This is a genomic window from Clostridium sp. AF35-15, from assembly GCF_003477745.1.
Lineage (GTDB): Bacteria > Bacillota > Clostridia > Lachnospirales > Lachnospiraceae > Otoolea > Otoolea fessa.
Genome location: NZ_QUDY01000011.1, coordinates 94991 through 116051, shown reverse-complemented (window position 1 = coordinate 116051; position 21061 = coordinate 94991). Strand labels below are relative to the sequence as shown.

Genomic DNA, 21061 nt, shown 5'->3' with positions numbered 1-21061 from the left:
CTGATACATTATAGAACTTGCGTGTGTAATATTAACTACCATATGGTTTGGTCGGTGAAATACAGACGGAAGATATTAACCCCAGAAGTTGAGAAATACCTGCAGGAACTCGTGCAGCAGATAGCTGACGATAAAGGTTTTACCGTTCATTTATTTGAATGTGGTGAAGGAGATCATGTTCACTGTTTTGTATCAGCTCCACCAAAACTGTCAATAACAGCCATTATCAAGTATCTGAAGGGGATCACAGGCAGGAAATTATTCGAACGTTTTCCGGAAATAAGAAACCAGTTGTGGAAGGGAGAACTGTGGAACCATTCCTATTATGTGGAAACGATCGGATCCGTATCTGAGGAAAATATTCGCCGTTATATTGAACATCAGAGCAAGTCGTATTAATTCAATGTGAATTGTAAATATTCATATGCATGGCTGTCTGAAGGGGGGAAGGGGAATGCTGCTGTCGCACAGAACATCGGTCAATATCCGGCCGGAATATTCTAATATTATAGGGCATATGTGTTATGTTGCTTCCAAACTCTGGAATGTCTGCAACTATGAACGCCGTCGATATAAAGAATTGGGGTTGGAGAAGTATCCTGACTGGTATTATCAGAAGAAAGCGCATAAAGGAGAGTTGTGGTATAGACAGCTTCCGTCCCAGACGGCGCAGGAGACCTGCAAGCAGCTGGATAAAGCCTGGAAATCATTTTATGCCCTTAAAAAGACCGGCGGGATCAAAGCGCCAAATCCTCCGCGATTTAAACAGGACAATATACCGATCACTTACATGCAGATGGGAATCCGGCACGAGAAGGGTTCCGGCCAATTACGGCTGTCTCTGTCAAAGGATCTGAAAAGCTACATGGAAGAAACTTACGGGATTCATGAAAAATTTCTATATCTTGAAAATAAGATTTTCAGGAACATGGATCACATAAAACAGCTGCGGATCTATCCACCGGAAGATGGAAAATGTGACCTTATCGTTATCTATGAGGTCAAAGAGCCGGAACCGCTTTCCCTGAATGGCCATTATTTATCAATGGATCTTGGAATTCATAATCTGATGACCTGTTATGATTCCGGAAATGGAAGGAGTTTTATTCTGGGAAGAAAATATCTTTCGCTGGAAAGATACTTTCACAAAGAAATCAGCAGGGTTCAATCAATATGGTATGCACAGCAGGTGGAAAATGGCATAAAATATCCCCGATCATCGAAACACATCAAGAGGCTTTATCGGAAAAAACAGAACGCAGTAAAGGATTACCTTCATAAGGTGACCAGATGGCTTGCAGAATACTGTAAAAAAGAAAGGATAAGCTGTGTAATCATAGGAGATATCCGAAATATCCGTAAAGGAAAAGATATAGGGCACAAGACAAACCAGAAGTTTCACGGACTGCCGTATAATAAACTTTATATCATGTTGGAATATAAACTAAAACTGTATGGAATATCACTGACAAAACAGGAAGAAAGCTATACCAGCCAGTGCAGCCCGTTTTCACCAGAAATATCAAAAAGATATGCAGAAGCATCAAACAGAAAAGAGCGGGGCATGTATATAACGGATGGAGTAAGATATAATGCGGATGCAGTAGGAGCATTTAATATCCTGCGTAAACATCTTTCCGTATCCGGAAAACAGAAAGAACTGTCCGTAACCGGACTAAAGAATCCAGAAATAATAAAAGTAGCTGTATAGCCGAAAGGTAAGCAGTAGTGGTGTCATGGACGCACCCTGAAAAAAGGCGGTATCCCGCCAGATTTCAGATGCTCTGGTAACTTAGTTACCGAGTAGTTCACACGCAGCGGATTTATAACCGGCTGGATGGTATGATTTTTAGCGCCCTTTCTAAAATCGGAAAAGCAAGTGGTGCACTGGAAAAGCCACCGAAGCATAAACTATCAGTAAGTAAGCTTCAGGGTGGCTTTTTCTTTGCATACATTTCCAAAGCCTTTGACACCTGGAGAGGAACGGTCCTGTCTGGAACGCATGAAAGAGGGAGACCATGAGGCACGCAATACTCTGATAGAGCGAAATTTACGGCTGGTGGCGCATGTGACCAGAAAATATCAGGGTACAGATTATGAAATGGAAGATCTCCTGTCGATCGGCACCATCGGGCTCATTAAAGCGGTCAATACGTTTCATCCGGAGCGGGGATCGCGGTTGGCGACGTATGCGGCGAAATGTATCGAGAATGAGATTCTGATGACCTTCCGTGCTGGTAAAAAATATGCAAAGGATATCTCGTTATATGACCCGATCGGGGTAGATAAAGATGGAGAAACCGTCAGCCGGATGGATGTGCTGGAGGCAGAAGGAAAAGAAGTTCTGGAAACCATTATTTTAAAGCAGGAAATTGAACAGCTTTACCGCGCCTATGAAGCGTGTTTAAAAGAAACAGAGAAAATCGTCTTACGCAGCCGGTACGGGCTGTTTGGCGGAAAGGAACAGACGCAGCGGGAGATTGCCGACGGACTTGGAATCTCGCGTTCTTATGTGAGCCGGATCGAGAAGCGGGCGCTGGAAAAAATGCGGCGGGGATTTGCGGAACACAAATAAAGAACAGAAAAAGCGGCTGGCAGATGTTAGGGTGGACATCTGTCAGCCGCTTTTGTTATCTTTTAGTCCTCAGCGTCCCGATATCCGTTCGGGTTCATCGACTGCCATTTCCAGGAGTCAGCGCACATCTCCTCAATGCCGTACTGAGCTTCCCAGCCGAGTTCATTTTTCGCTTTGGTAGCATCGGAGTAGCAGGTTGCGATATCGCCGGCGCGGCGTGGCTTGATTTCATAAGGAATTGTTTTGCCGCAGGCTTTTTCGTAAGCCTTGACAACATCGAGTACGCTGTAGCCTTTGCCGGTGCCGAGGTTGTAGATATATACGTCTGGCTTATCGTTAAATTTTTGGAGTGCTTTTACATGACCGACTGCAAGGTCAACTACGTGGATGTAATCGCGCACACCGGTTCCGTCCGGAGTCGGGTAATCATTGCCGAAGACACCGAGGCATTTCAGCTTGCCGACAGCAACCTGTGCGATATAAGGAACCAGGTTGTTCGGGATTCCCTTCGGATCCTCGCCGATCAGACCGCTCTTGTGTGCACCGATTGGGTTGAAGTAGCGGAGCAGAACGACATTCCATTCCGGATCTGCCACGTGCAGGTCAGTTAAAATCTGCTCAAGCATTCCCTTTGTCTGACCGTAAGGGTTTGTGATTTTGCCTTTCGGGCATTCTTCGGTGATCGGGACGAATGCCGGATCTCCGTATACGGTAGCGGAGGAACTGAAAATGATTTTCTTGACGCCATGATTGCGCATTACGTCGCAGAGAATCAAGGTTCCGGTGATATTGTTGTGGTAATATTCCAGTGGCTTCGCAACGGATTCTCCGACTGCCTTTAAGCCTGCAAAATGAATGACCGAATCGATGGATTCTTTCTCAAAAATCTCATTGACTGCCTCGCGATCCAGCATATTTGCCTTGTAAAAGGTTACATGCTTGCCGGTGATTTTCTCCACGCGGCGCAGCGCTTCCTCACTGGCATTGTAAAGGTTGTCCATGACAACGACCTCATATCCGGCGTTTAAAAGTTCGATGCAGGTATGACTGCCGATGTAACCGGCGCCTCCAGTAACTAAAATAGCCATTGTAAACTCCTCCTTCATCCTACCTATAAGAATAATTCATTTTATACCTTCAATCTTTCTTTATTATAAACGCGGCTTGCGAGGAAAACAATCGGAAATATTGTCATGTGTTATCGAAATTATATTTTAAGAGGAAGTTTAACAACGCTTTGCGTAGAATTGGAAAGACTCGGATACAGTGTGCGGGATGATAGAATGTGCGTTCGAAAAACGGCTTGCATTTAAAAAGAGGGTGTGATATGATAAATACAGAACGGATGTTCGAGAAACGGGAGGAGGCAGAACCTCATGCTGATACAGGAAAATCTTTCAATCGAAGAAAAGTTAAGAATTTTATCGGATGCGGCGAAGTATGACGCCGCCTGCACATCCAGCGGCGTGGGTAGAAAGGGAAAGGAAGGCTTTCTTGGAAACAGCCGGGTGGACGGCATCTGTCACAGTTTTGCCTCGGATGGGCGCTGTATCTCCCTGCTGAAAATTTTATTTACGAACCAGTGCATCTATGACTGTCATTACTGTGTCAATCGTCGGAGCAATGACACGGTCCGTACCTCCTTTACGCCAGAGGAGGTCTGCCGTCTGACGATGGAATTCTACCGGCGCAACTATATAGAAGGATTGTTTTTAAGTTCCGGTGTGCTGGAGACACCGGATCACACGATGGAACTGCTGTATCAGACCTTGTACCGGCTTCGGCGGGTCCATCGATTTAACGGTTACATCCATGTGAAAGCAATTCCGGGGGCAGATCCGGAGCTGATTGAGAGAGTGGGCTTTCTGGCGGACCGGATGAGTGTGAATCTGGAGCTTCCGACGGCTGATGGTCTGGCGCGCCTGGCACCGGGAAAGACGCGGGACAAGATACTGCGCCCGATGCGCCAGATCCAGACTGGGATTGCGAGACAGCTGGAGCAGGAAGGGCGTCTGGAGAGCAGAGGGGCATGGCTTCCGCAGAAAGAGCGCGGAGAAATTCAGATTCCGGGAGACGGGAGATATGGAATTGGTGGTAAAGCGATAGGAAAAGGGGAAAAGGAATGTCTGCAGGCTGACAAGGGAATTCTGAGTCTGAATCAGACAAAGACAAAGATGGATTGGGGGCGGAATGGAGACAAGGTAAAAGGATTTATGAGGTCGAAAGAGCCGGGGGGAACGGATGAAAGGGTTGGAAGGACACATACACCGGAGACCCCCCGTGTCATCCCGGGACGCTCGATCTATGGCAGTTTCGGACTGGGAAATATCTCAAACAGCAAGAATTATTTCGTCCCCGGCGGTCAGAGCACGCAGCTCATTGTCGGGGCGACTCCGGAGAGTGATTATCAGATGGTTGCAGTCGCGGAAGCGCTGTATCGGAATTTTGGATTAAAGAGGGTCTTTTATTCGGCGTTTATCAAGGTGAATGAGGACAGCCTGCTTCCGGATCTTCCGGACGGACCGCCGCTTCTGCGAGAACACCGTCTGTACCAGGCGGACTGGCTGATGCGCTACTATGGCTTCCGGGCGTCGGAACTTCTGAGTGAAAAACACCCTAATTTTAATGTGTTTCTGGATCCGAAGTGCGACTGGGCGCTGCAGAACCTGGGAGAGTTCCCGGTGGAGGTAAACCGGGCACCGTATGAGATGCTTCTGCGGGTTCCGGGCATCGGGGTAAAGTCTGCGATGCGGATTGTCGCTGCGAGAAAGCAGACGGCGCTTCGGTTTGAAGATTTGAAAAAGATGGGAGTTGTGTTGAAGCGGGCGGTATACTTCATTACCTGTTCAGGGCGGATGATGTACCCGGTGCAGATCCATGAGGATGCGATCGCGGCACAGCTAGTCAGTGAAGAAAAGCGGAAGCAGTGGCAGCTGTCACAGAGCGGGCTGTACCGCCAGATGTCGTTGTTTGATGATTTTCATATGGCGCAGGTATGAAACGAACGGAGGAGAGAAAAATGGTTGTATTTGTATGTGAAGACAGTCCGGAAGGCATATTCACAGGAGTATATGATGCCTGGAGCAGCCGCTTGGGGCATGAGAACGTGCGGCTGGAAGTACAGGGCGAATATAATTACAGCCTGTTTTCGGAGTACCGGGAGGTGGCGGTGGATCAGCTCAAGGCGCAGAAAGTCGTGCGCTCGGTGCGCAGATCCCTGTCAGAACTGGCGTACAGCTGGATTTACCGCACGGCACTGAGTGAACGGGAGGATCGGGCAGAGGCGGTCTACCGGTTTCTGGTCTGTGGATTTGGCGCAGGGGCAGCAGGGAGACGTATCACGGACAATTTACAGATACCGGCGGTGCAGACAGTCTTTCAGATCAACCGCGCGGTTGCCAATGAAGCGCATTTGCAGATAGAATTTATGCGGTTTGCGGAATATTCCGATCAGGTACTGTTTTCTGAGATTGGTCCGAAAAACCGGGTGACGGCATTGCTGATGCCGTATTTTACGGATCGCCTGCCATCGGAACCATTTATTATCTATGATAAAAATCATCAGGAAGCGGGAGTCTGGACAGGAAAGGGGCGGTGGTATATGATGCGCGGGGCTGAGACAGAACCCCTGCAGGCGCTTTCCGGGAAAACCGATCAGAGCGAATATGCGGCGCTCTGGAGTGCATTTTTTCATCAGATAGGAATTAAGGAGCGGGAAAATCCAGCCTGCCAGCGAACGCGCCTGCCGCTTCGCTACCGGAAATATATGACGGAATTTCAGTCCGGTTCCAACCGTTCAAATTTGGCTAAATTGTGAACAAATCGTAAACACAAAATCGGGAAAATTGTTCATAAAGAAACGAAAAAAGAATAGAAATAAGCTGGAAACTGGGAAAAAGCAGCATTGAAACGAGAAAACTGCCGCATATATATTAAGATTTAAAGACTTAAAAAAATGATGTAAAACCAACAGAAACAAGGATTTTTCTTACGAAAACTTTCGTTTTTTGTAAGAAATATGGGATTTATTTAGTGAATGTTAATTATCTGTTCATATTTTGGACATAATTTGTTTTTATTATAAGTCCTGTACCGATGAGGTACAAGAAAACATAAATCGTATGTTTTAAAGAGGAGAGAATAATTATGAGAAAGAATCTTACAAAAACAGCAGCAATCTTAGTTATGAGTGCAATGGTAGCAGCATCTGCTCTGACCGCTTGCGGCAGCAAAGCAGAGGAGACAACTGCAGCAGCAGAGGAGACTGTAGCAGCAGAAGAGACTGAGGCAGTTGAGGAGACTGAGGCTGAAACAGAAGAGACTGAGGAAGTTTCCGAGGAAGAGACCGAAGAGGCATCTGAGGAAGAGACTGAGGCAGCTGAGGAGACTGAGGCTGAAACAGAAGAGACTGAGGCAGCTGAGGAGACACAGGCTCAGTAATCAATCTTTGATTGCAGAAGTTTGTTTCTATTCGGATATAACCAAAAAGGTTGTTAAGAAAATCGTAAGAGGGCAGTCGGTTGACAATCGACTGCCCTTTTTGTATACTATAACTGTATTAAATGAACTAATACACTTATGATTTTTGATACAGGGCAGAATGGAGGAAAGGAGAATGTGAGCATGATTCTGATTGATTATAAAGATCGACGACCTCTCTATGAGCAGATTGTTGAGAAGCTGTCGGATCTGATGGTCCGGGGGATTTTGGAGCAGGACAGTCAGCTTCCATCCGTGCGGAGTCTGGCAACGGAGTTGTCGATGAATCCGAATACGATCCAGCGGGCGTATGCAGAGCTGGAACGCCAGGGATATATTTATTCGGTTAAGGGCAGGGGCAGTTTTGTGGCGGATAACCGGCAGATTCGGGAGAGGAAGCGGCAGGAGATCTGGGATCAGCTGGAACTTCTGATCCGGGATGCAAAAGGAACCGGCATCACGATGCTGGAGTTCCAGGAGCAGGTCATCCAGAGCTATGGAAGTGAGGAAGGAGGAAACAGGAATGATAAAGGCTGAGAACCTGACGAAGCGTTTTTATGATACAGTGGCAGTCGATCATATCCATGCGGAGATTCACAATGGAAGTGTCTTTGGTCTGATTGGAACCAACGGCGCCGGAAAAAGTACTTTTTTGCGGATGGCAGCCGGTATTTTAAAGCCGGACGAAGGGAGCATTACGGTTGATGATGAGACGGTATTTGAGAATACAAAGGTAAAGGCACGGTGCTTTTATATCCCGGATGAGCCGTATTTCTTAAGCAATGGAACGGCGGAAGATATGAAGGTGTTTTATCAGGGGATTTATCCGAAGTTTGATGCAGCCCGGTTTGATAAACTGCTAAAGAATTTTGAACTGGAAAGCCGGCGGAAGGTGCAGACCTTTTCGAAGGGTATGAAAAAACAGCTCGCTGTGCTGCTGGGCATTTGCGCGGGAACCGATTATCTGTTCTGCGACGAGACGTTTGACGGGCTGGATCCGGTCATGCGGCAGACGGTCAAGAGTCTTTTTGCCAATGATATCGAGGAGCGGAACCTCACGCCGGTTATCGCCTCCCATAATCTGCGGGAGCTGGAAGATATCTGCGACCATGTAGGTCTGCTTCACAAGGGAGGAATGCTTCTCTCAAAGGATCTGGACGATATGAAGTTAAATATTCACAAGATTCAGTGTGTGCTTCCGGCGGGAGTGGGGAGCAGCGATTTGCAGGGAATCGATATTATAAAGACGGAACAGAGGGGAAGTCTCCTGACGCTTACCGTGCGCGGAAAACGGGAAGAAATTCAGACAATTTTACAGGCGTATCATCCGGTGTTTTTTGAAATGATACCGCTTTCCCTGGAAGAGATCTTTATCAGTGAAACGGAGGTGGCTGGTTATGACATCAAAAGGCTTGTTTTTTAAATATATGAGAGAAAATACGAAGCAGCGTCTCTGGAGCGTGGCGCTTACCGCACTTTTGTGCTTTTTTCTGTTTCCGGTCCTGACAGCGCTGGAAACCAGCATAATGCTGCGTCCGGATAACTTGTCTAAAGATCTGAGCGTCGAAGCGGCGTTAGCAGAAGCAAAATTAAAGCTGACCAATGAGATGCTGAATATGTATTCGATCCAGAATGCAATGCTGGTATTTATCCTGATTGTGGCGGCAGTGGTGCTGGCAGCGTCCGGTTTTTCGTATCTCCATTCGAAAAAGAAAACGGATTTTTTTCACAGCCTTCCGATCAGCCGTGAAATGCTTTATACTGTGACCTGCCTGGACGGTATCCTGTATCTGGCAGTCCCGTATCTGGTATTTCTGCTGGCGGCAGGAGTGATGCTGCAGGTAAAGGGCGCACCATTTTCATGGGGAACCCTGTTGATTGGGTATGTACAGCATATGTGCTTTTTTACACTGGTGTACATGACGGTTGTGCTGGCAGTGATTCTGACAGGCAATCTGATCGTGGGTTTACTGGGAACCGGCGTGCTTTTTAGCTGGGGACCGGGTGTGGCTGCAGTGGTATCGACGTATTTTTCCGAATACTTCATGACGTTTTATGACAATGGCAATTTCCTGCTGCGCTGGTGCGAGCGGACCTCACCGGTTTTCTGGTACGGCACGGCAACTGGTTCGGATCATCCTACCCGGATGGCAGTCATTGCATTGGCAGTGGCAGCCCTGCTCTTTGGCCTGGGAATGTTCCTGTACCGGAAACGCCCGTCTGAGGCGGCGGGAAGAGCGATGGCATTTAAGGTAAGTGAGCCGGTGATCCGTTTCCTTCTGGTTGTGCCGATCACGCTGTTTTCCGGAATGATTTTCCGGTCAATCCTGAATGATGATATCTGGACCGTGTTTGGCTTGATCTGCGGACTGCTCATCACCAGCTGCCTGATCGAAATTATCTATCATTTCGATTTTAAGAGCTTGTTTGCGCATAAGAGACAGCTTGTCATCAGTGCGGTGGCAGTGGCAGCCATTTTCTTAGGGTTCCGCCTGGATGTGGCAGGATATGACAGCTATCTGCCGGATGATGACAAGGTTGCATACGCGGGTATTTACTGTGATGCACTGGACAACAATGCGGTAGGGGCTTACCATGTGACTCCGAGAATGTATAGGGATGGCTACAGTGCTGGAATGGAATGGGCGTCCCAGGGAGATGTGGCAGATAAAATGCAGATCTCGGATGAGGATGGAATCCGTGTCCTGCGGGAAATTGGCGCGCAGGGCATCGAGACAGCTTCCAGACAGCGGAAGCATTTGAACGGCGGACAGGATTGGATGAGTGAGGCGGATCTGGATTCACGCTATGATTCGATCGTGCTGTCCTGGCATCTGAACAATGGAAAAACCGTTTACCGTAATTACCGCACGATCAATGTATCGGAGCTGCGGGAACAGCTAGATTCCATTTATGAAAATCAGAGCTATAAACTGGGAATGTACCCGGTGCTGTCCCTACAGGCAGACGATGCCGCAGGCATCAATTACAAAGAGGAAGAGGACTGCAGCCATGTGAAGCTTCCGGATGAGCAGACGAAGGTGGCACTTCTTGCTGCATACCAGAAAGAGCTGATGGCTCTGACGCCGGATATGCGCCGGGAGGAGATGCCGATCGCGGAGATTCAGTTTAAGACAAATGAGATGCAGGCGATGATTGATGTGATTCGTAAAAATGGCGGCTATTATGACACATTTAACCAGTTTGATTATTATCCGATTTATCCGTCCTTCCAGGAGACGATCGCGATTCTGGAACAGTGTGGTACCGAGGTCGGCAGCAAGGTGACACCGGAAAACACAGAAAAAATCGTGCTTCAGTATCAGGGCGGCAAGATTCCGGAGGATCAGCTGGCACCGGCAGATACAGAGCTTGGAAAACGCCAGCGGGAGTATCTTCAGAATGACAGCAGACGCGAGGTAACGATTACAGATCCGGAACAGATTGCAGAAATTCTTGCAAACTCCGCTTCGGATGATATGGTGCAGATCAATCAAATGGCGGAGGCATATCAGGGGATCAATATTGCAGTATATGTGTCCAGTACAGAGGACACAGGGGCAGTTTCAGAGGATGATTTGAGGGATTCGGTAAATTCAATGGAGGAAAATGAGATAGGTCAGACATATACGGTGGATGCCGGTCAGAATGCCCTGTATGATGGGGAATATGCGGCGGACTATGAAATGGATGAATCGGGTCAGTATGGCATCTACCAGCGCTCATTCCGCTATGGCAAGGTTCCGGAGTTTGTGAAATCGACCTTCGGCCTGACACCGGAATTGATGCGGCTGAACCGGGTGTTTGCGTATTAAAAAAGCTGCCTGGAGTTGATTCAGGGATGCAAAAGATTGACTTTCTCCCCCGTAGGGGCTAAAATAAAGGGAAACGTAGCGGTTCAGCCGGTTTATGTATTTGATGCAAAAACCGGCTGAATCGTTATGAGAAAATATCAGACGCTTTGGTTTTGCATGAACCTGCCTTTGGATTTAGAACAGCGATGCGCTGTCCCATCAGGCAGAACAAAATTTGAGGCGTACATATCCCGCAGAGGAGGAAGAAATATGGCATTTTTCGATGAACTTGGAAAGGTGATCAGCGATAAGAGCAAGGAAGCTGCGAACCGGGTAAAGGACATCACAGGCGTATTACAGCTGAAATCGAAGCTGTCCGCCGAGAAAGATAAGATTAATAAGGCATATATCACACTGGGAAAAGCATACTATGACAGACATGAGGGCGAGCTGGAAGGGAAATTTGCAGATGAGTTCCACACTATCCAGGCAGGGCTTGTGAAGATTGCGTCCCTGGAGGATGAGATTGCCGAGTTAGAGGGCACAAGAGTCTGCGCGGAGTGCGGCGCAAAGGTGGAGAAAAATGCGGCATTCTGCAGCCGGTGCGGTGCGCCGATGGATTCGACGACATCTGCAGATGTGCATGAGCCGGAAGAACCAGAGGAGATGCAGGAGACTATCTTTGAAGAGAAGGATGAAGCTGCAGCAGATAAGGCGGTTGACAACGCAGAAACAGAAGGCACGGCTGGCCCAGACGCGGATTCCGCGGATGCTTCGGACTCTGTTTCGGAGAACACCACCGATACTGCGGCACAGAATGAAAATAACAGCGGGGAGCAGGCATAATTTATGGATTCACTGGTACAATGGTTTACAGCTAATTTATCCGGAGTCATATCGAAGGAGGCAATTATCTTCATTATCTCGATGATTCCGATTCTGGAACTTCGAGGCGGGCTTCTGGCTGCGTCACCGGCACTCTTAAACGTGCCGATCCTGCGGGCGATCCCGATCTGTATCGTGGGAAATATCCTGCCGATCCCGTTTATCCTGCTTCTGATCCGCCATGTGCTGGAGTGGATGAAGAAGGTTCCGTGTTTCCGTGGTATTGCGCTGTGGCTGGAACGCAAAGCGATGAGCAAAAAAGGGCAGATCGAGAAATATGAGTTCTGGGGGCTGATGCTCTTTGTCGGCATCCCGCTTCCGGGAACCGGCGCATGGACAGGCGCGCTGGTGGCATCCCTGCTCCACATGAAATTTGGCAAGGCATTTGGCGCGATTTTAGTCGGTATCGCGCTGGCGACGGTGATTATGTCGATTCTGTCCTACGGCGTGCTGGGCGTGCTGTTTGGATGATGCGCAGATAAAAATGGAATAATGTCTATGCCCGCAAAAGGGCGGCATGGATGCGAATGTATAAAAGACTCTGTAAGGGGAAATTCTCCGGACAGAGTCTTTTTGCGTCCATTATTATTTTGTTGAGAAAAAGAGATCATAAATGAAATTGGGGTTGACATATACCCTATGGGGGTATATTATAAAGGCAGTTAAGAGATAGGAGGAGACCATGAAGCAATATACAGTAACCGGCATGAGCTGCGCGGCATGCAGCAGCCGGGTTGAAAAGGCAGTATCGAAAGTGCCGGGTGTCACGGCATGCTCGGTCAGCCTGCTGACAAATTCGATGGGCGTCGAGGGCGATGTGCCCCCGGAGACCGTGATTCATGCGGTGGAAGATGCCGGATATGGCGCATCCCTGAAAGGACAGGGCACTGCAGCGCAGGCGCAGAGCGCGTCGGAGGCAGAGGACGCCTTAAAAGATCGGGAGACGCCGGTCTTAAAACACCGTCTGATCGCATCGCTGGGATTCTTAGCAGTCCTTATGTATATGTCGATGGGACATATGATGTGGGGCTGGCCGCTGCCGCACTTTATGGATGGCAACCATGTGGCGATGGGACTTTTGCAGCTCCTTTTGGCCGGAATTATCATGGTGATTAACCAGAAATTCTTTATCAGCGGTTTCAAGGGACTTTTACACCGCGCCCCGAACATGGACACGTTGGTAGCACTTGGTTCCGGCGCGTCGTTTATCTACAGCACATATGCGTTGTTTGCGATGACGGACGCCCAGTTAAAGGGCAACGACACGGCAGTCATGTCCTACATGCATGAATTTTACTTTGAGTCGGCGGCAATGATTCTGGCGCTGATCACAGTCGGAAAAATGCTGGAGGCGCGTTCCAAGGGAAAAACGACGGATGCCTTAAAGGGACTGATGAAACTGGCACCGAAGACAGCTGTTATCATCCGGGATGGAGTGGAAACAAAGGTTCCGATTGACGAGGTAAAGAAGGGTAATGTATTTGTTGTACGCCCAGGTGAAAATATCCCGGTGGACGGTGTGGTCCTGGAAGGAACAAGCGCGGTCAACGAGGCAGCACTGACCGGCGAGAGTATTCCGGTGGATAAGGCACAGGGTGACCCGGTTTCGGCGGCAACGGTCAACCAGTCTGGTTATCTGCGCTGTGAGGCGACCAGAGTCGGTGAAGATACCTCCCTGTCGCAGATCATCCGCATGGTCAGCGACGCGGCGGCGACGAAAGCGCCGATCGCCAAGATTGCAGATCGGGTTTCCGGCGTGTTTGTCCCGGCGGTTATCACGATCGCAGTGGTGACAACGATTATCTGGCTGTTGGCAGGACAGACGTTTGGATTCGCACTGGCGCGAGGTATTTCCGTACTGGTTATCAGCTGCCCGTGTGCACTGGGACTGGCTACGCCGGTTGCGATTATAGTCGGCAACGGCATGGGCGCGAAAAACGGAATCTTGTTCAAGACAGCTGTTTCGCTGGAAGAAACCGGAAAAATGGACATTGTAGCGCTTGATAAGACGGGTACGATCACCAGCGGCGAGCCGCGTGTGACCGACGTCATCCCGTCTGGAGGTGTGACTGAGAAGGAGCTGGTAAGCCTGGCGCTTTCCCTGGAAAAGAAGAGTGAGCACCCATTGGCGAAAGCTGTTCTTCTCTATGCAAAAGAACAGCAGATTGATGCGCCGGAGGCGGCTGATTTCCAGGCGCTGCCGGGTAATGGACTTTCCGGTACGTTAGACGGCGCTTCACTGGCAGGCGGAAGTTTTTCCTATATCAGCGGACATACGACGGTGTCCGCACAGGAACAGGCATCCTTTGAGCGTCTGGCATCGGAAGGCAAGACGCCGCTGTGCTTTATGAAAAATGGTCGTCTGGCTGGTATGATTGCCGTGGCAGATGTCATCAAGGAAGACAGCCCGCAGGCGGTCAAGGAACTGCAGAACATGGGAATCCGTGTGGTTATGCTGACCGGAGATAATGAGCGGACCGCCCGTGCGATTGGGGCACAGGCTGGTGTGGATGAAGTCATTGCCGGAGTACTTCCGGATGGGAAAGAGAGTGTCATCCGCAGCCTGAAAGAACAGGGTAAGGTGGCAATGGTCGGTGATGGTATCAATGATGCCCCGGCGCTCACGCGTGCCGATATAGGTATCGCGATCGGAGCTGGTACAGATATCGCGATTGATGCCGCGGATGTGGTGTTGATGAAGAGCCGTTTGAGTGATGTTCCGGCGGCAATCCGTCTAAGCCGTGCGACGCTTCGAAATATTCACGAAAACCTGTTCTGGGCATTCTTTTACAATGTTGTGGGTATTCCACTTGCAGCCGGTTTGTGGTATCCTATCTTTGGATGGAAATTAAATCCGATGTTCGGCGCTGCAGCGATGAGCTTATCCAGCTTCTGCGTAGTGACGAACGCGCTGCGGCTGAATCTGTTTAAGATGCACGATGCATCGAAGGATCATCCGATGCGGAAGAGGGCTGAGAAGGCTGCTAATAAAGGTGGAGAAAAGGCAGAAAACGCAGGTGCAGTTAGGGTGGGGGCAGAAGATACCCGGTCAATTGGGCAAACAGCAAATGGAAATGAAACTGTTTCAAAAGAAATGCAAAAAAGTGAGAATCAAAAAAATAATATAAATATGGAGGGAATAACGATGACAAAGACAATGAATATCGAAGGAATGATGTGTGGACACTGTGAGGCACGCGTAAAGAAGGCGTTGGAGGCACTGGCAGGCGTGGAGAGCGCAGAGGTCAGCCATGAGAAAGGAACCGCGGTCGTAAGCATGAGTGCGGATGTGGCAGACGATACGTTGAAAGAGGCGGTTGAGGCACAGGATTATAAGGTGGACTCGATTCAGTAGGATGAAAAAAGCTGCGAAATGGTGGAATTAATATGCCATTTCGCAGCATTTTGATAAAAGATAGGAGAAAAGCATGGGCTGTTGTAAATGTGAATCACAAGCGCAGGTCTGTCAGGGAGGAGAGACGGAACGCCACAAACACAGAAATCTGACCGAAGAAAAAGATCTGCTGAAACGTTTAAACCGGATCGAGGGACAGGTGCGCGGTGTGAAGGCGATGGTGGAAGACGAGCGATACTGCGTCGATATATTAAACCAGGTATCAGCGGTTCAGGCGGCGCTGAACAGTTTTTCCAAAGTCCTGCTGTCCAACCATATCAAAACCTGTGTGGTCGATGATATAGAGGCGGGAAATGGGGAAGAAGCGGTTGAGGAGCTGTGCAAGACCATTCAGAAGCTGATGAAGTAAATATAAATTTATTGAATTGAGTAAACACAAGCAACTATAGCGAAATATTAAACATAATAAATATTTTTAAAAATTCTTCAAAAAAAGTGTTGACATTCTCCTGGATTTATATTATACTACGTCATGTAATCGAGGCGTGGCTCAGTTTGGTAGAGCGCTGCGTTCGGGACGCAGAGGTCGCGTGTTCGAATCACGTCGCCTCGATTCTATTATAAAACATACGGCCTGTTGGTCAAGCGGTCAAGACGACGCCCTCTCACGGCGTAAACCCGGGTTCGATTCCCGGACAGGTCATCGAAAGTTGCTTTGGGTTTTCCAGAGCATTTTTCAAATTAAAATGCTTCCTTGGCTCAGTTGGTAGAGCGACGCATTCGTAATGCGTAGGTCGCCGGTTCAAGTCCGGCAGGGAGCTGATGAGTGGAACCCCTCTTGATTATCAAGAGGGGTTTCTTGCATAATAAGAAATACCTTGGAATTTGCCGATGCTTCACATTTTAAATTGGCAAAATCTGCAATCAGAACTGTGTCGTACGGAAATTTCAGTTCAGAAAATTCCTATCTGTGAACAGTAACGGTACAGCCTTTATTCTATATAACCACTTGCACGATCTCCGCAAATGATATAAAATAATAACATACAAAAGACAAGGCGGCAGACGGCAGAGTTCGTACTGCCGCTTCCGTTTGCCAGGAAAGGATATTTCATGCCATGAGACAAGAAGAATGGACGGTAGAAGCGGCAGATGCATATCTGAATGAGATACCGAAATTTACCAGTGAAAAACATACGGCGGAGGGGCTTCGCAGGATGCTTTCATACCTGAATGCATTGCCGCAGGAGGAAAGAATCGTACATGTGGCCGGAACGAATGGGAAAGGGTCGGTCTGCTCGTTTCTCGATGCGGTTTTGCAGAAAGCCGGGAAGCGGACGGCGCGGTTTACGTCTCCTCATCTGGTACGCGTGACGGAGCGTTTTTCTTTTGATGGACAGGAAGCAGACGATGCACTGTTCCTGGAGGCATTTGAGGCGGTTAAGGCATCATATGTTCATTTTGAGCAGGAAGGACTGGGGCATCCGACGTATTTTGAATATCTGTTTTTGATGTTCATGTGGATGGTGCGCCGGAAAAAGCCGGAGTATGTGATTCTGGAAACGGGGCTTGGCGGACGGCTGGATGCAACGAACTGCATCGAGCATCCAGCGCTTACGGTTATCACTTCGATCAGCCTTGACCATATGGAATACCTGGGCGGCACGGTGACACAGATCGCGGGCGAAAAGGCGGGAATTCTGAAAAAAAATATGCCGGTGGTGTACGATGATACGGATGCGGCGGCTTCGGCTGTTATCAGAAATCGGGCGGCGGAACTTTCCTGTCCGGCATATCCGATCAGCCCGGCAGTGTATACGGATCTTCGGCGGGAACATGGCGGGATGATTCTGATGATAAAAGAGAAAAGCCAGCGTCTGTTTATTCCCTTCGAAGCGGAATATCAGGCGGTCAACGCCTGCATCGCTTACCAGGCGGCACGGCTTCTTGCAGTGGACGGGGAGACAGCGGCAGCGGGCATCCGGAATGCGGTATGGCACGGACGCATGGAGGAGATCCAGGACGGAGTTTATCTGGATGGCGCTCACAATGAGGGCGGAATCCGTGCGTTTGTGGGCGCGGCGGCAGAGGTGGCAGCGCGCAGAAGAGAAGAGTCCGGGAAAGATGGTCGGATTTTTCTGCTGTTTGCAGCCGTTTCAGATAAAAATTATGAATCGATGCTGGAAACACTGATGCGGAAACTGAAGCCGGATCGATTGGTGCTGACTCATTTATATACATCGCGGGCACTTTCGATGGAGGCGATGGAAAAAGCAGCACACCGGGTGGCAGATGGCTGTGAGGTTCAAAGTGTACCAGATGTAAAAACAGCTTATCAGACACTGGTTCAGGAAAAACGTCCGGAGGATACCTGCTTCTGTGTGGGTTCTTTGTATTTAATCGGAGAGCTGGAGAAAAAGATTTCCCGAACTGGATTTGACAGCACCGCCAGAATGGTGTAAGATTAGCGGGAATGTATATCCATGTAATAAAGGAAGAAACTCTGGAGGAAAAACATGAGTGGCGAAGGAATGACAATCAATTTCGAAGAAGAAATCGAACATTTTAAACCGAGTCTGGAGGTCGAGGAGGTCGGCGAGGCGATCGTGAAGAGTGACCTGACAGATATGTCGGATATTATGATGGAACTTTTAAAACATATGAAGGAATAGGCGGACATGATGGATCGAACAAGAAAAATTCGCCTGATTTCCAACAGCTTTTACAATGCCGGACTGGAACGGGCAAAGAGACGGGATTTAACAGGGGCGGTCGAGTATCTGAAAAAATGCCTGAACCTGAACAAGTATCATATTGATGCCAGAAATCTTCTCGGACTTATCTATTATGAGATGGGTGAGGTGTCGGAGGCGCTGGTGCAGTGGGTTATCAGCATGAACTTTAAGGAGCAGGATAACCGGGCTGATTATTATTTAGACCAGATTCAGCGTAAACAGGATCGTCTGGATCAGGCGAGCGCGACGATTCAGAAATATAATCAGGCGCTTCTGCAGGCGCAGACCGGAAGCGACGATCTGGCGACCTTACAGCTTACAAGAGTTGTAGAAGCTAATCCGAGATTTGTAAAAGCGCATCTTCTATTGGCTCTTTTGCATATTAGTCATGAGGATTATACGAAAGCGGGCAAATCCCTGTATAAGGTACTCAAGATTGATAAAAACAATCCCAAGGCGAACTGGTATATGGAGATTGTTAAGGAACATACCGGCAAGGCGGATATCGAGCGGAGAAAGCTGAAAAACGCATTTTCCCACCGCCAGATGCAGGATGATGATGTCATTATGCCGCCGACGTACAAGGAGAATACGGGACTGCAGTCGGTGCTCAATATCGGCGCGGGACTGCTTTTGGGCGCGGCAGTTATCTTTTTCCTGGTGATGCCAGCCAAGATTAAGCAGGCAAATAATGCACATACGCAGGAAATGCTCCAGTACAACGAGCAGCTCAATCAGAAAAATGAAGAGATTGACAGTTTAAATGAGAGCATTGAGACTTCGAAAAAGGACAAAGAAGAGGCGGAGAACAAGCTGGATACGATGCTCAACAGCAATGACAGCGTTCTGAACCAGTATGCGAAGCTCGTCAAAATGCTGCAGGCATACCGCAACAATAACCTGGCAGAGGCGGTTACCTATTATGAGGGCTTTGATCCGTCGTTATTTACGGACGAGACGGTCGTTTCCATTGCCAACGGGGTAAAGCAGGACATCGAGACAAATGGCTACCAGACGCTGGAGGATCTGGCATACACGATGTGGTCGGCAGGCCGTATGGCGGAAGCACTGGCAGATTACCAGACCTGTCTGGCGATCCGTCCGGCAAACCCGAAGGTTATCTTCAGCATGGGTATGATTTACCGGGCACAGGGCGAGACAGACAAGGCGGTCGAAATGTTTACGCAGATTGTGACCCAGTATGCGGATTCCGAGCAGGCGGACAAGGCAAGACAGCAGCTCGCCGAGCTTGCGCCGGATAACCAGCAGGCTGCAGTTCCAGGTCAGTCCATCATCAGTCAGGGAGAGACTGCGGCGGATGAAACGGCAGCAGGCAGCGGAGCGGAGACGCAAGCGGCGCAGTAAGTACAAATATAATACGGCAGATAATTAAGAAGAAAAGCACTGTAAAGATAAAAACTTTACGGTGCTTTTTTGTGTAATAGGAAATTCCTTGGAATTCCCTATTACACAAAAAGGCACTAACGTGCCAATGATGCGCACTCGCGCGAAGCAGAAACATGTCGCATAAAAAATCGAAAAAGGGGGAATCCTGATATGGAACGAAATATGTTTACATACGAAGCGATCGATTCGGCGCTGGTGATTCATCTGCCGAAGGAGGTAGATCATCATAACTGCCTGACACTCAAATATGAAACAGACCTGCTTCTGGCGGAAAATTATATTAACCGGATTATTTTTGATTTTTCGGGGACGGAATTTATGGATAGTTCCGGGATCGGTGTAATTCTCAACCGGTATAAGCAGATGGAGGGCAGCAGCGGCACGGTGGCGGTGTACGGGGCAGGCGAGCGGATGCGCCGGATTTTGCGGATCGGCGGCGTGTATCGTCTGGTGCAGTCGTACCGGACGAGAGAGGAGGCACTGGATGGGAGACATTAAAGGAGAGATGAATATGTATGCGGATGATATATCTGTATCAGAAACGGAAGTGAAAGGAAAACTTAAAAAAATAAAAGATTCAGAAGAATACAGAAAATTTAAACAGAATGAACAGAGACAAGCAGAGAAGAATGGCACGTGGATGCACCTGGAGATAGACAGCCATTCATCGAACGAGGAGTTTGCCCGTGTCACAGCGGCAGTCTTCATGAGTCGGATGAATCCGACGATGGAGGAGCTGGAGGATGTGAAAACGGCGGTCTCGGAGGCGGTGACAAATGCGGTGATTCATGGGTATAGCGATGAAATCGGAATTATTTACATAGAAGCGCGGATTGAGGGAGAAGAACTGATAATTTCGGTCCGGGATGAGGGAAAAGGAATCCTGGATGTGGAAAAGGCGATGGAGCCGATGTATACGACAGACACGACCGGCGAGCGCTCAGGGATGGGCTTTTCGTTTATGGAAGCGTTTATGGATGAGGTTGAGGTGGAGTCCAAGGTGGGCTGCGGAACGTGTGTGACGATGAAAAAGCAAATTGGAAGGGGATATATGAATAAAGAGCAGGAAGAAAAAGAAACGGCAGAGTCCTATGGATAAAACCATCGAGCAGATCAAACGGGCACACCAGGGCGATAAGACGGCGCGGGAGGCGCTGGTAAAGGACAATCTGGGACTTGTATGGAGCATCGTCCGCCGCTTTGCGGGGCGGGGGTGTGAGACGGAGGACTTATTTCAGATCGGAAGTATCGGGCTGTTGAAGGCGATTGATAAGTTTGACCTATCATATGAGGTGCGTTTTTCGACGTATGCGGTGCCGATGATTGCGGGGGAGATCAAACGTTTTCTCCGGGATGACGGGATCATCAAGGTCAGCCGTTCCATCAAAGAGCAAAACCAGCGGCTCCGGGCAGCGCGGGAAGCGCTCTGCACGGCGCTTGGGCGGGAGCCGACGCTGGAAGAGCTGGCGGCGCAGATTGGAGTGAGCTGTGAGGAAGCTGCCGCATCGATGGCGGCGGACAGTCCGGTTGAATCGCTCTCTGCACCAGCCAGCGCCGGGGAAGAAACTGGTCTTCTGCTTCAGGACCGGATTGCTGGGGAGACAGCGGAGAATGAGGTTCTGCTTGACCGGATGCTTTTGGGAGATTTGCTGAAAATGCTCAATGGACGGCAGCGGGAGATCATTGTGCGGCACTATTTTTATGATCAGACACAGACTCAGATCGCGGCGCAGCTCGGCATTTCACAAGTACAGGTGTCGCGGATCGAGCGGAAAATATTAGGGCAGATGCGCGCAAAGCTGGAAGAAACATGAGAAAAAAAGACAGGCTC

20 protein-coding genes and 3 tRNA genes are annotated in these 21061 nt (G+C 49.0%); 22 read left to right on the top strand and 1 reads right to left on the bottom strand.

What is annotated here, in order from left to right:
• The 3 genes from tnpA (at position 1) to sigK (ending at position 2575) form a co-directional block, all read left to right on the top strand.
• Positions 1-399, top strand: coding sequence for an IS200/IS605 family transposase (tnpA, locus tag DWZ76_RS12445; protein WP_118472875.1), 399 nt, complete (start codon positions 1-3; stop codon positions 397-399).
• Positions 400-424: 25 nt separating this feature from the next.
• Positions 425-1711 carry a transposase gene (locus DWZ76_RS12440; protein WP_347561295.1) on the top strand — a complete coding sequence of 429 codons (1287 nt, stop codon included), beginning with the start codon at positions 425-427 and terminating at the stop codon, positions 1709-1711.
• Between the two features lie 234 nt (positions 1712-1945).
• The gene (gene sigK / locus DWZ76_RS12435) at positions 1946-2575 is read left to right on the top strand and encodes an RNA polymerase sporulation sigma factor SigK (protein ID WP_118472874.1); all 630 of its coding nucleotides are present in this window, start codon (positions 1946-1948) and stop codon (positions 2573-2575) included.
• A gap of 62 nt (positions 2576-2637) precedes the next feature.
• Here sigK and galE read toward each other — a convergent pair whose 3' ends face one another.
• Positions 2638-3663 carry a UDP-glucose 4-epimerase GalE gene (gene galE, locus DWZ76_RS12430; RefSeq protein ID WP_118472873.1) on the bottom strand — a complete coding sequence of 342 codons (1026 nt, stop codon included), beginning with the start codon at positions 3661-3663 and terminating at the stop codon, positions 2638-2640.
• 288 nt (positions 3664-3951) lie between these two features.
• Here galE and DWZ76_RS12425 point away from each other — a divergent pair, with 288 nt between their 5' ends.
• The 19 genes from DWZ76_RS12425 to DWZ76_RS12340 all read left to right on the top strand — a co-directional run bounded on the left by DWZ76_RS12425 (position 3952) and on the right by DWZ76_RS12340 (position 21044).
• Positions 3952-5574: a putative DNA modification/repair radical SAM protein gene (locus DWZ76_RS12425; protein WP_118472872.1), complete on the top strand. Its 1623-nt coding sequence runs from the start codon at positions 3952-3954 to the stop codon at positions 5572-5574.
• A gap of 20 nt (positions 5575-5594) precedes the next feature.
• Positions 5595-6392, top strand: a complete 798-nt coding sequence (locus tag DWZ76_RS12420; RefSeq protein ID WP_118472871.1) for a TIGR03915 family putative DNA repair protein — start codon at positions 5595-5597, stop codon at positions 6390-6392.
• 329 nt (positions 6393-6721) lie between these two features.
• Positions 6722-7015 carry a hypothetical protein gene (locus DWZ76_RS12415; RefSeq protein WP_118472870.1) on the top strand — a complete coding sequence of 98 codons (294 nt, stop codon included), beginning with the start codon at positions 6722-6724 and terminating at the stop codon, positions 7013-7015.
• A gap of 183 nt (positions 7016-7198) precedes the next feature.
• On the top strand, positions 7199-7591 hold the full coding sequence (locus DWZ76_RS12410) for a GntR family transcriptional regulator (RefSeq protein WP_107000076.1): 393 nt from the start codon (positions 7199-7201) through the stop codon (positions 7589-7591).
• Positions 7578-8477 (top strand): ABC transporter ATP-binding protein, encoded by a 900-nt coding sequence (locus DWZ76_RS12405; protein ID WP_117795722.1) that lies wholly within the window; start codon positions 7578-7580, stop codon positions 8475-8477. Before DWZ76_RS12410 ends, DWZ76_RS12405 begins: the two co-directional genes overlap by 14 nt.
• Positions 8452-10869: a DUF6449 domain-containing protein gene (locus DWZ76_RS12400; RefSeq protein ID WP_118472869.1), complete on the top strand. Its 2418-nt coding sequence runs from the start codon at positions 8452-8454 to the stop codon at positions 10867-10869. The genes DWZ76_RS12405 and DWZ76_RS12400 overlap by 26 nt, the downstream gene beginning before the upstream one ends.
• Before the next feature lie 249 nt (positions 10870-11118).
• Positions 11119-11694, top strand: coding sequence for a zinc ribbon domain-containing protein (locus DWZ76_RS12395; RefSeq protein ID WP_118472868.1), 576 nt, complete (start codon positions 11119-11121; stop codon positions 11692-11694).
• Positions 11695-11697: 3 nt separating this feature from the next.
• Positions 11698-12204 (top strand): small multi-drug export protein, encoded by a 507-nt coding sequence (locus DWZ76_RS12390; protein WP_022358562.1) that lies wholly within the window; start codon positions 11698-11700, stop codon positions 12202-12204.
• Between the two features lie 211 nt (positions 12205-12415).
• Positions 12416-15088, top strand: coding sequence for a heavy metal translocating P-type ATPase (locus DWZ76_RS12385; protein WP_118472867.1), 2673 nt, complete (start codon positions 12416-12418; stop codon positions 15086-15088).
• A 73-nt stretch (positions 15089-15161) separates the two neighbouring features.
• A complete protein-coding gene (locus tag DWZ76_RS12380) occupies positions 15162-15497 on the top strand; it encodes a metal-sensing transcriptional repressor (protein WP_022358560.1) in 336 nt (111 codons plus the stop codon).
• 130 nt (positions 15498-15627) lie between these two features.
• Positions 15628-15701: transfer RNA gene (locus tag DWZ76_RS12375), tRNA-Pro, on the top strand.
• A gap of 18 nt (positions 15702-15719) precedes the next feature.
• Positions 15720-15791: transfer RNA gene (locus DWZ76_RS12370), tRNA-Glu, on the top strand.
• Positions 15792-15836: 45 nt separating this feature from the next.
• Positions 15837-15909: transfer RNA gene (locus tag DWZ76_RS12365), tRNA-Thr, on the top strand.
• 297 nt (positions 15910-16206) lie between these two features.
• On the top strand, positions 16207-17550 hold the full coding sequence (locus tag DWZ76_RS12360; RefSeq protein WP_118472866.1) for a Mur ligase family protein: 1344 nt from the start codon (positions 16207-16209) through the stop codon (positions 17548-17550).
• Between the two features lie 54 nt (positions 17551-17604).
• Positions 17605-17760 carry a hypothetical protein gene (locus DWZ76_RS15095; protein ID WP_022358683.1) on the top strand — a complete coding sequence of 52 codons (156 nt, stop codon included), beginning with the start codon at positions 17605-17607 and terminating at the stop codon, positions 17758-17760.
• Positions 17761-17766: 6 nt separating this feature from the next.
• Positions 17767-19188 (top strand): tetratricopeptide repeat protein, encoded by a 1422-nt coding sequence (locus DWZ76_RS12355; protein ID WP_233430161.1) that lies wholly within the window; start codon positions 17767-17769, stop codon positions 19186-19188.
• A 192-nt stretch (positions 19189-19380) separates the two neighbouring features.
• Positions 19381-19728 (top strand): anti-sigma factor antagonist, encoded by a 348-nt coding sequence (locus tag DWZ76_RS12350; protein WP_022358681.1) that lies wholly within the window; start codon positions 19381-19383, stop codon positions 19726-19728.
• Positions 19729-19870: 142 nt separating this feature from the next.
• The gene (gene spoIIAB, locus DWZ76_RS12345) at positions 19871-20329 is read left to right on the top strand and encodes an anti-sigma F factor (RefSeq protein ID WP_182429178.1); all 459 of its coding nucleotides are present in this window, start codon (positions 19871-19873) and stop codon (positions 20327-20329) included.
• Positions 20322-21044, top strand: coding sequence for a SigB/SigF/SigG family RNA polymerase sigma factor (locus DWZ76_RS12340; protein ID WP_118468787.1), 723 nt, complete (start codon positions 20322-20324; stop codon positions 21042-21044). The genes spoIIAB and DWZ76_RS12340 overlap by 8 nt, the downstream gene beginning before the upstream one ends.
• The last annotated feature ends 17 nt before the right edge of the window (positions 21045-21061 follow it).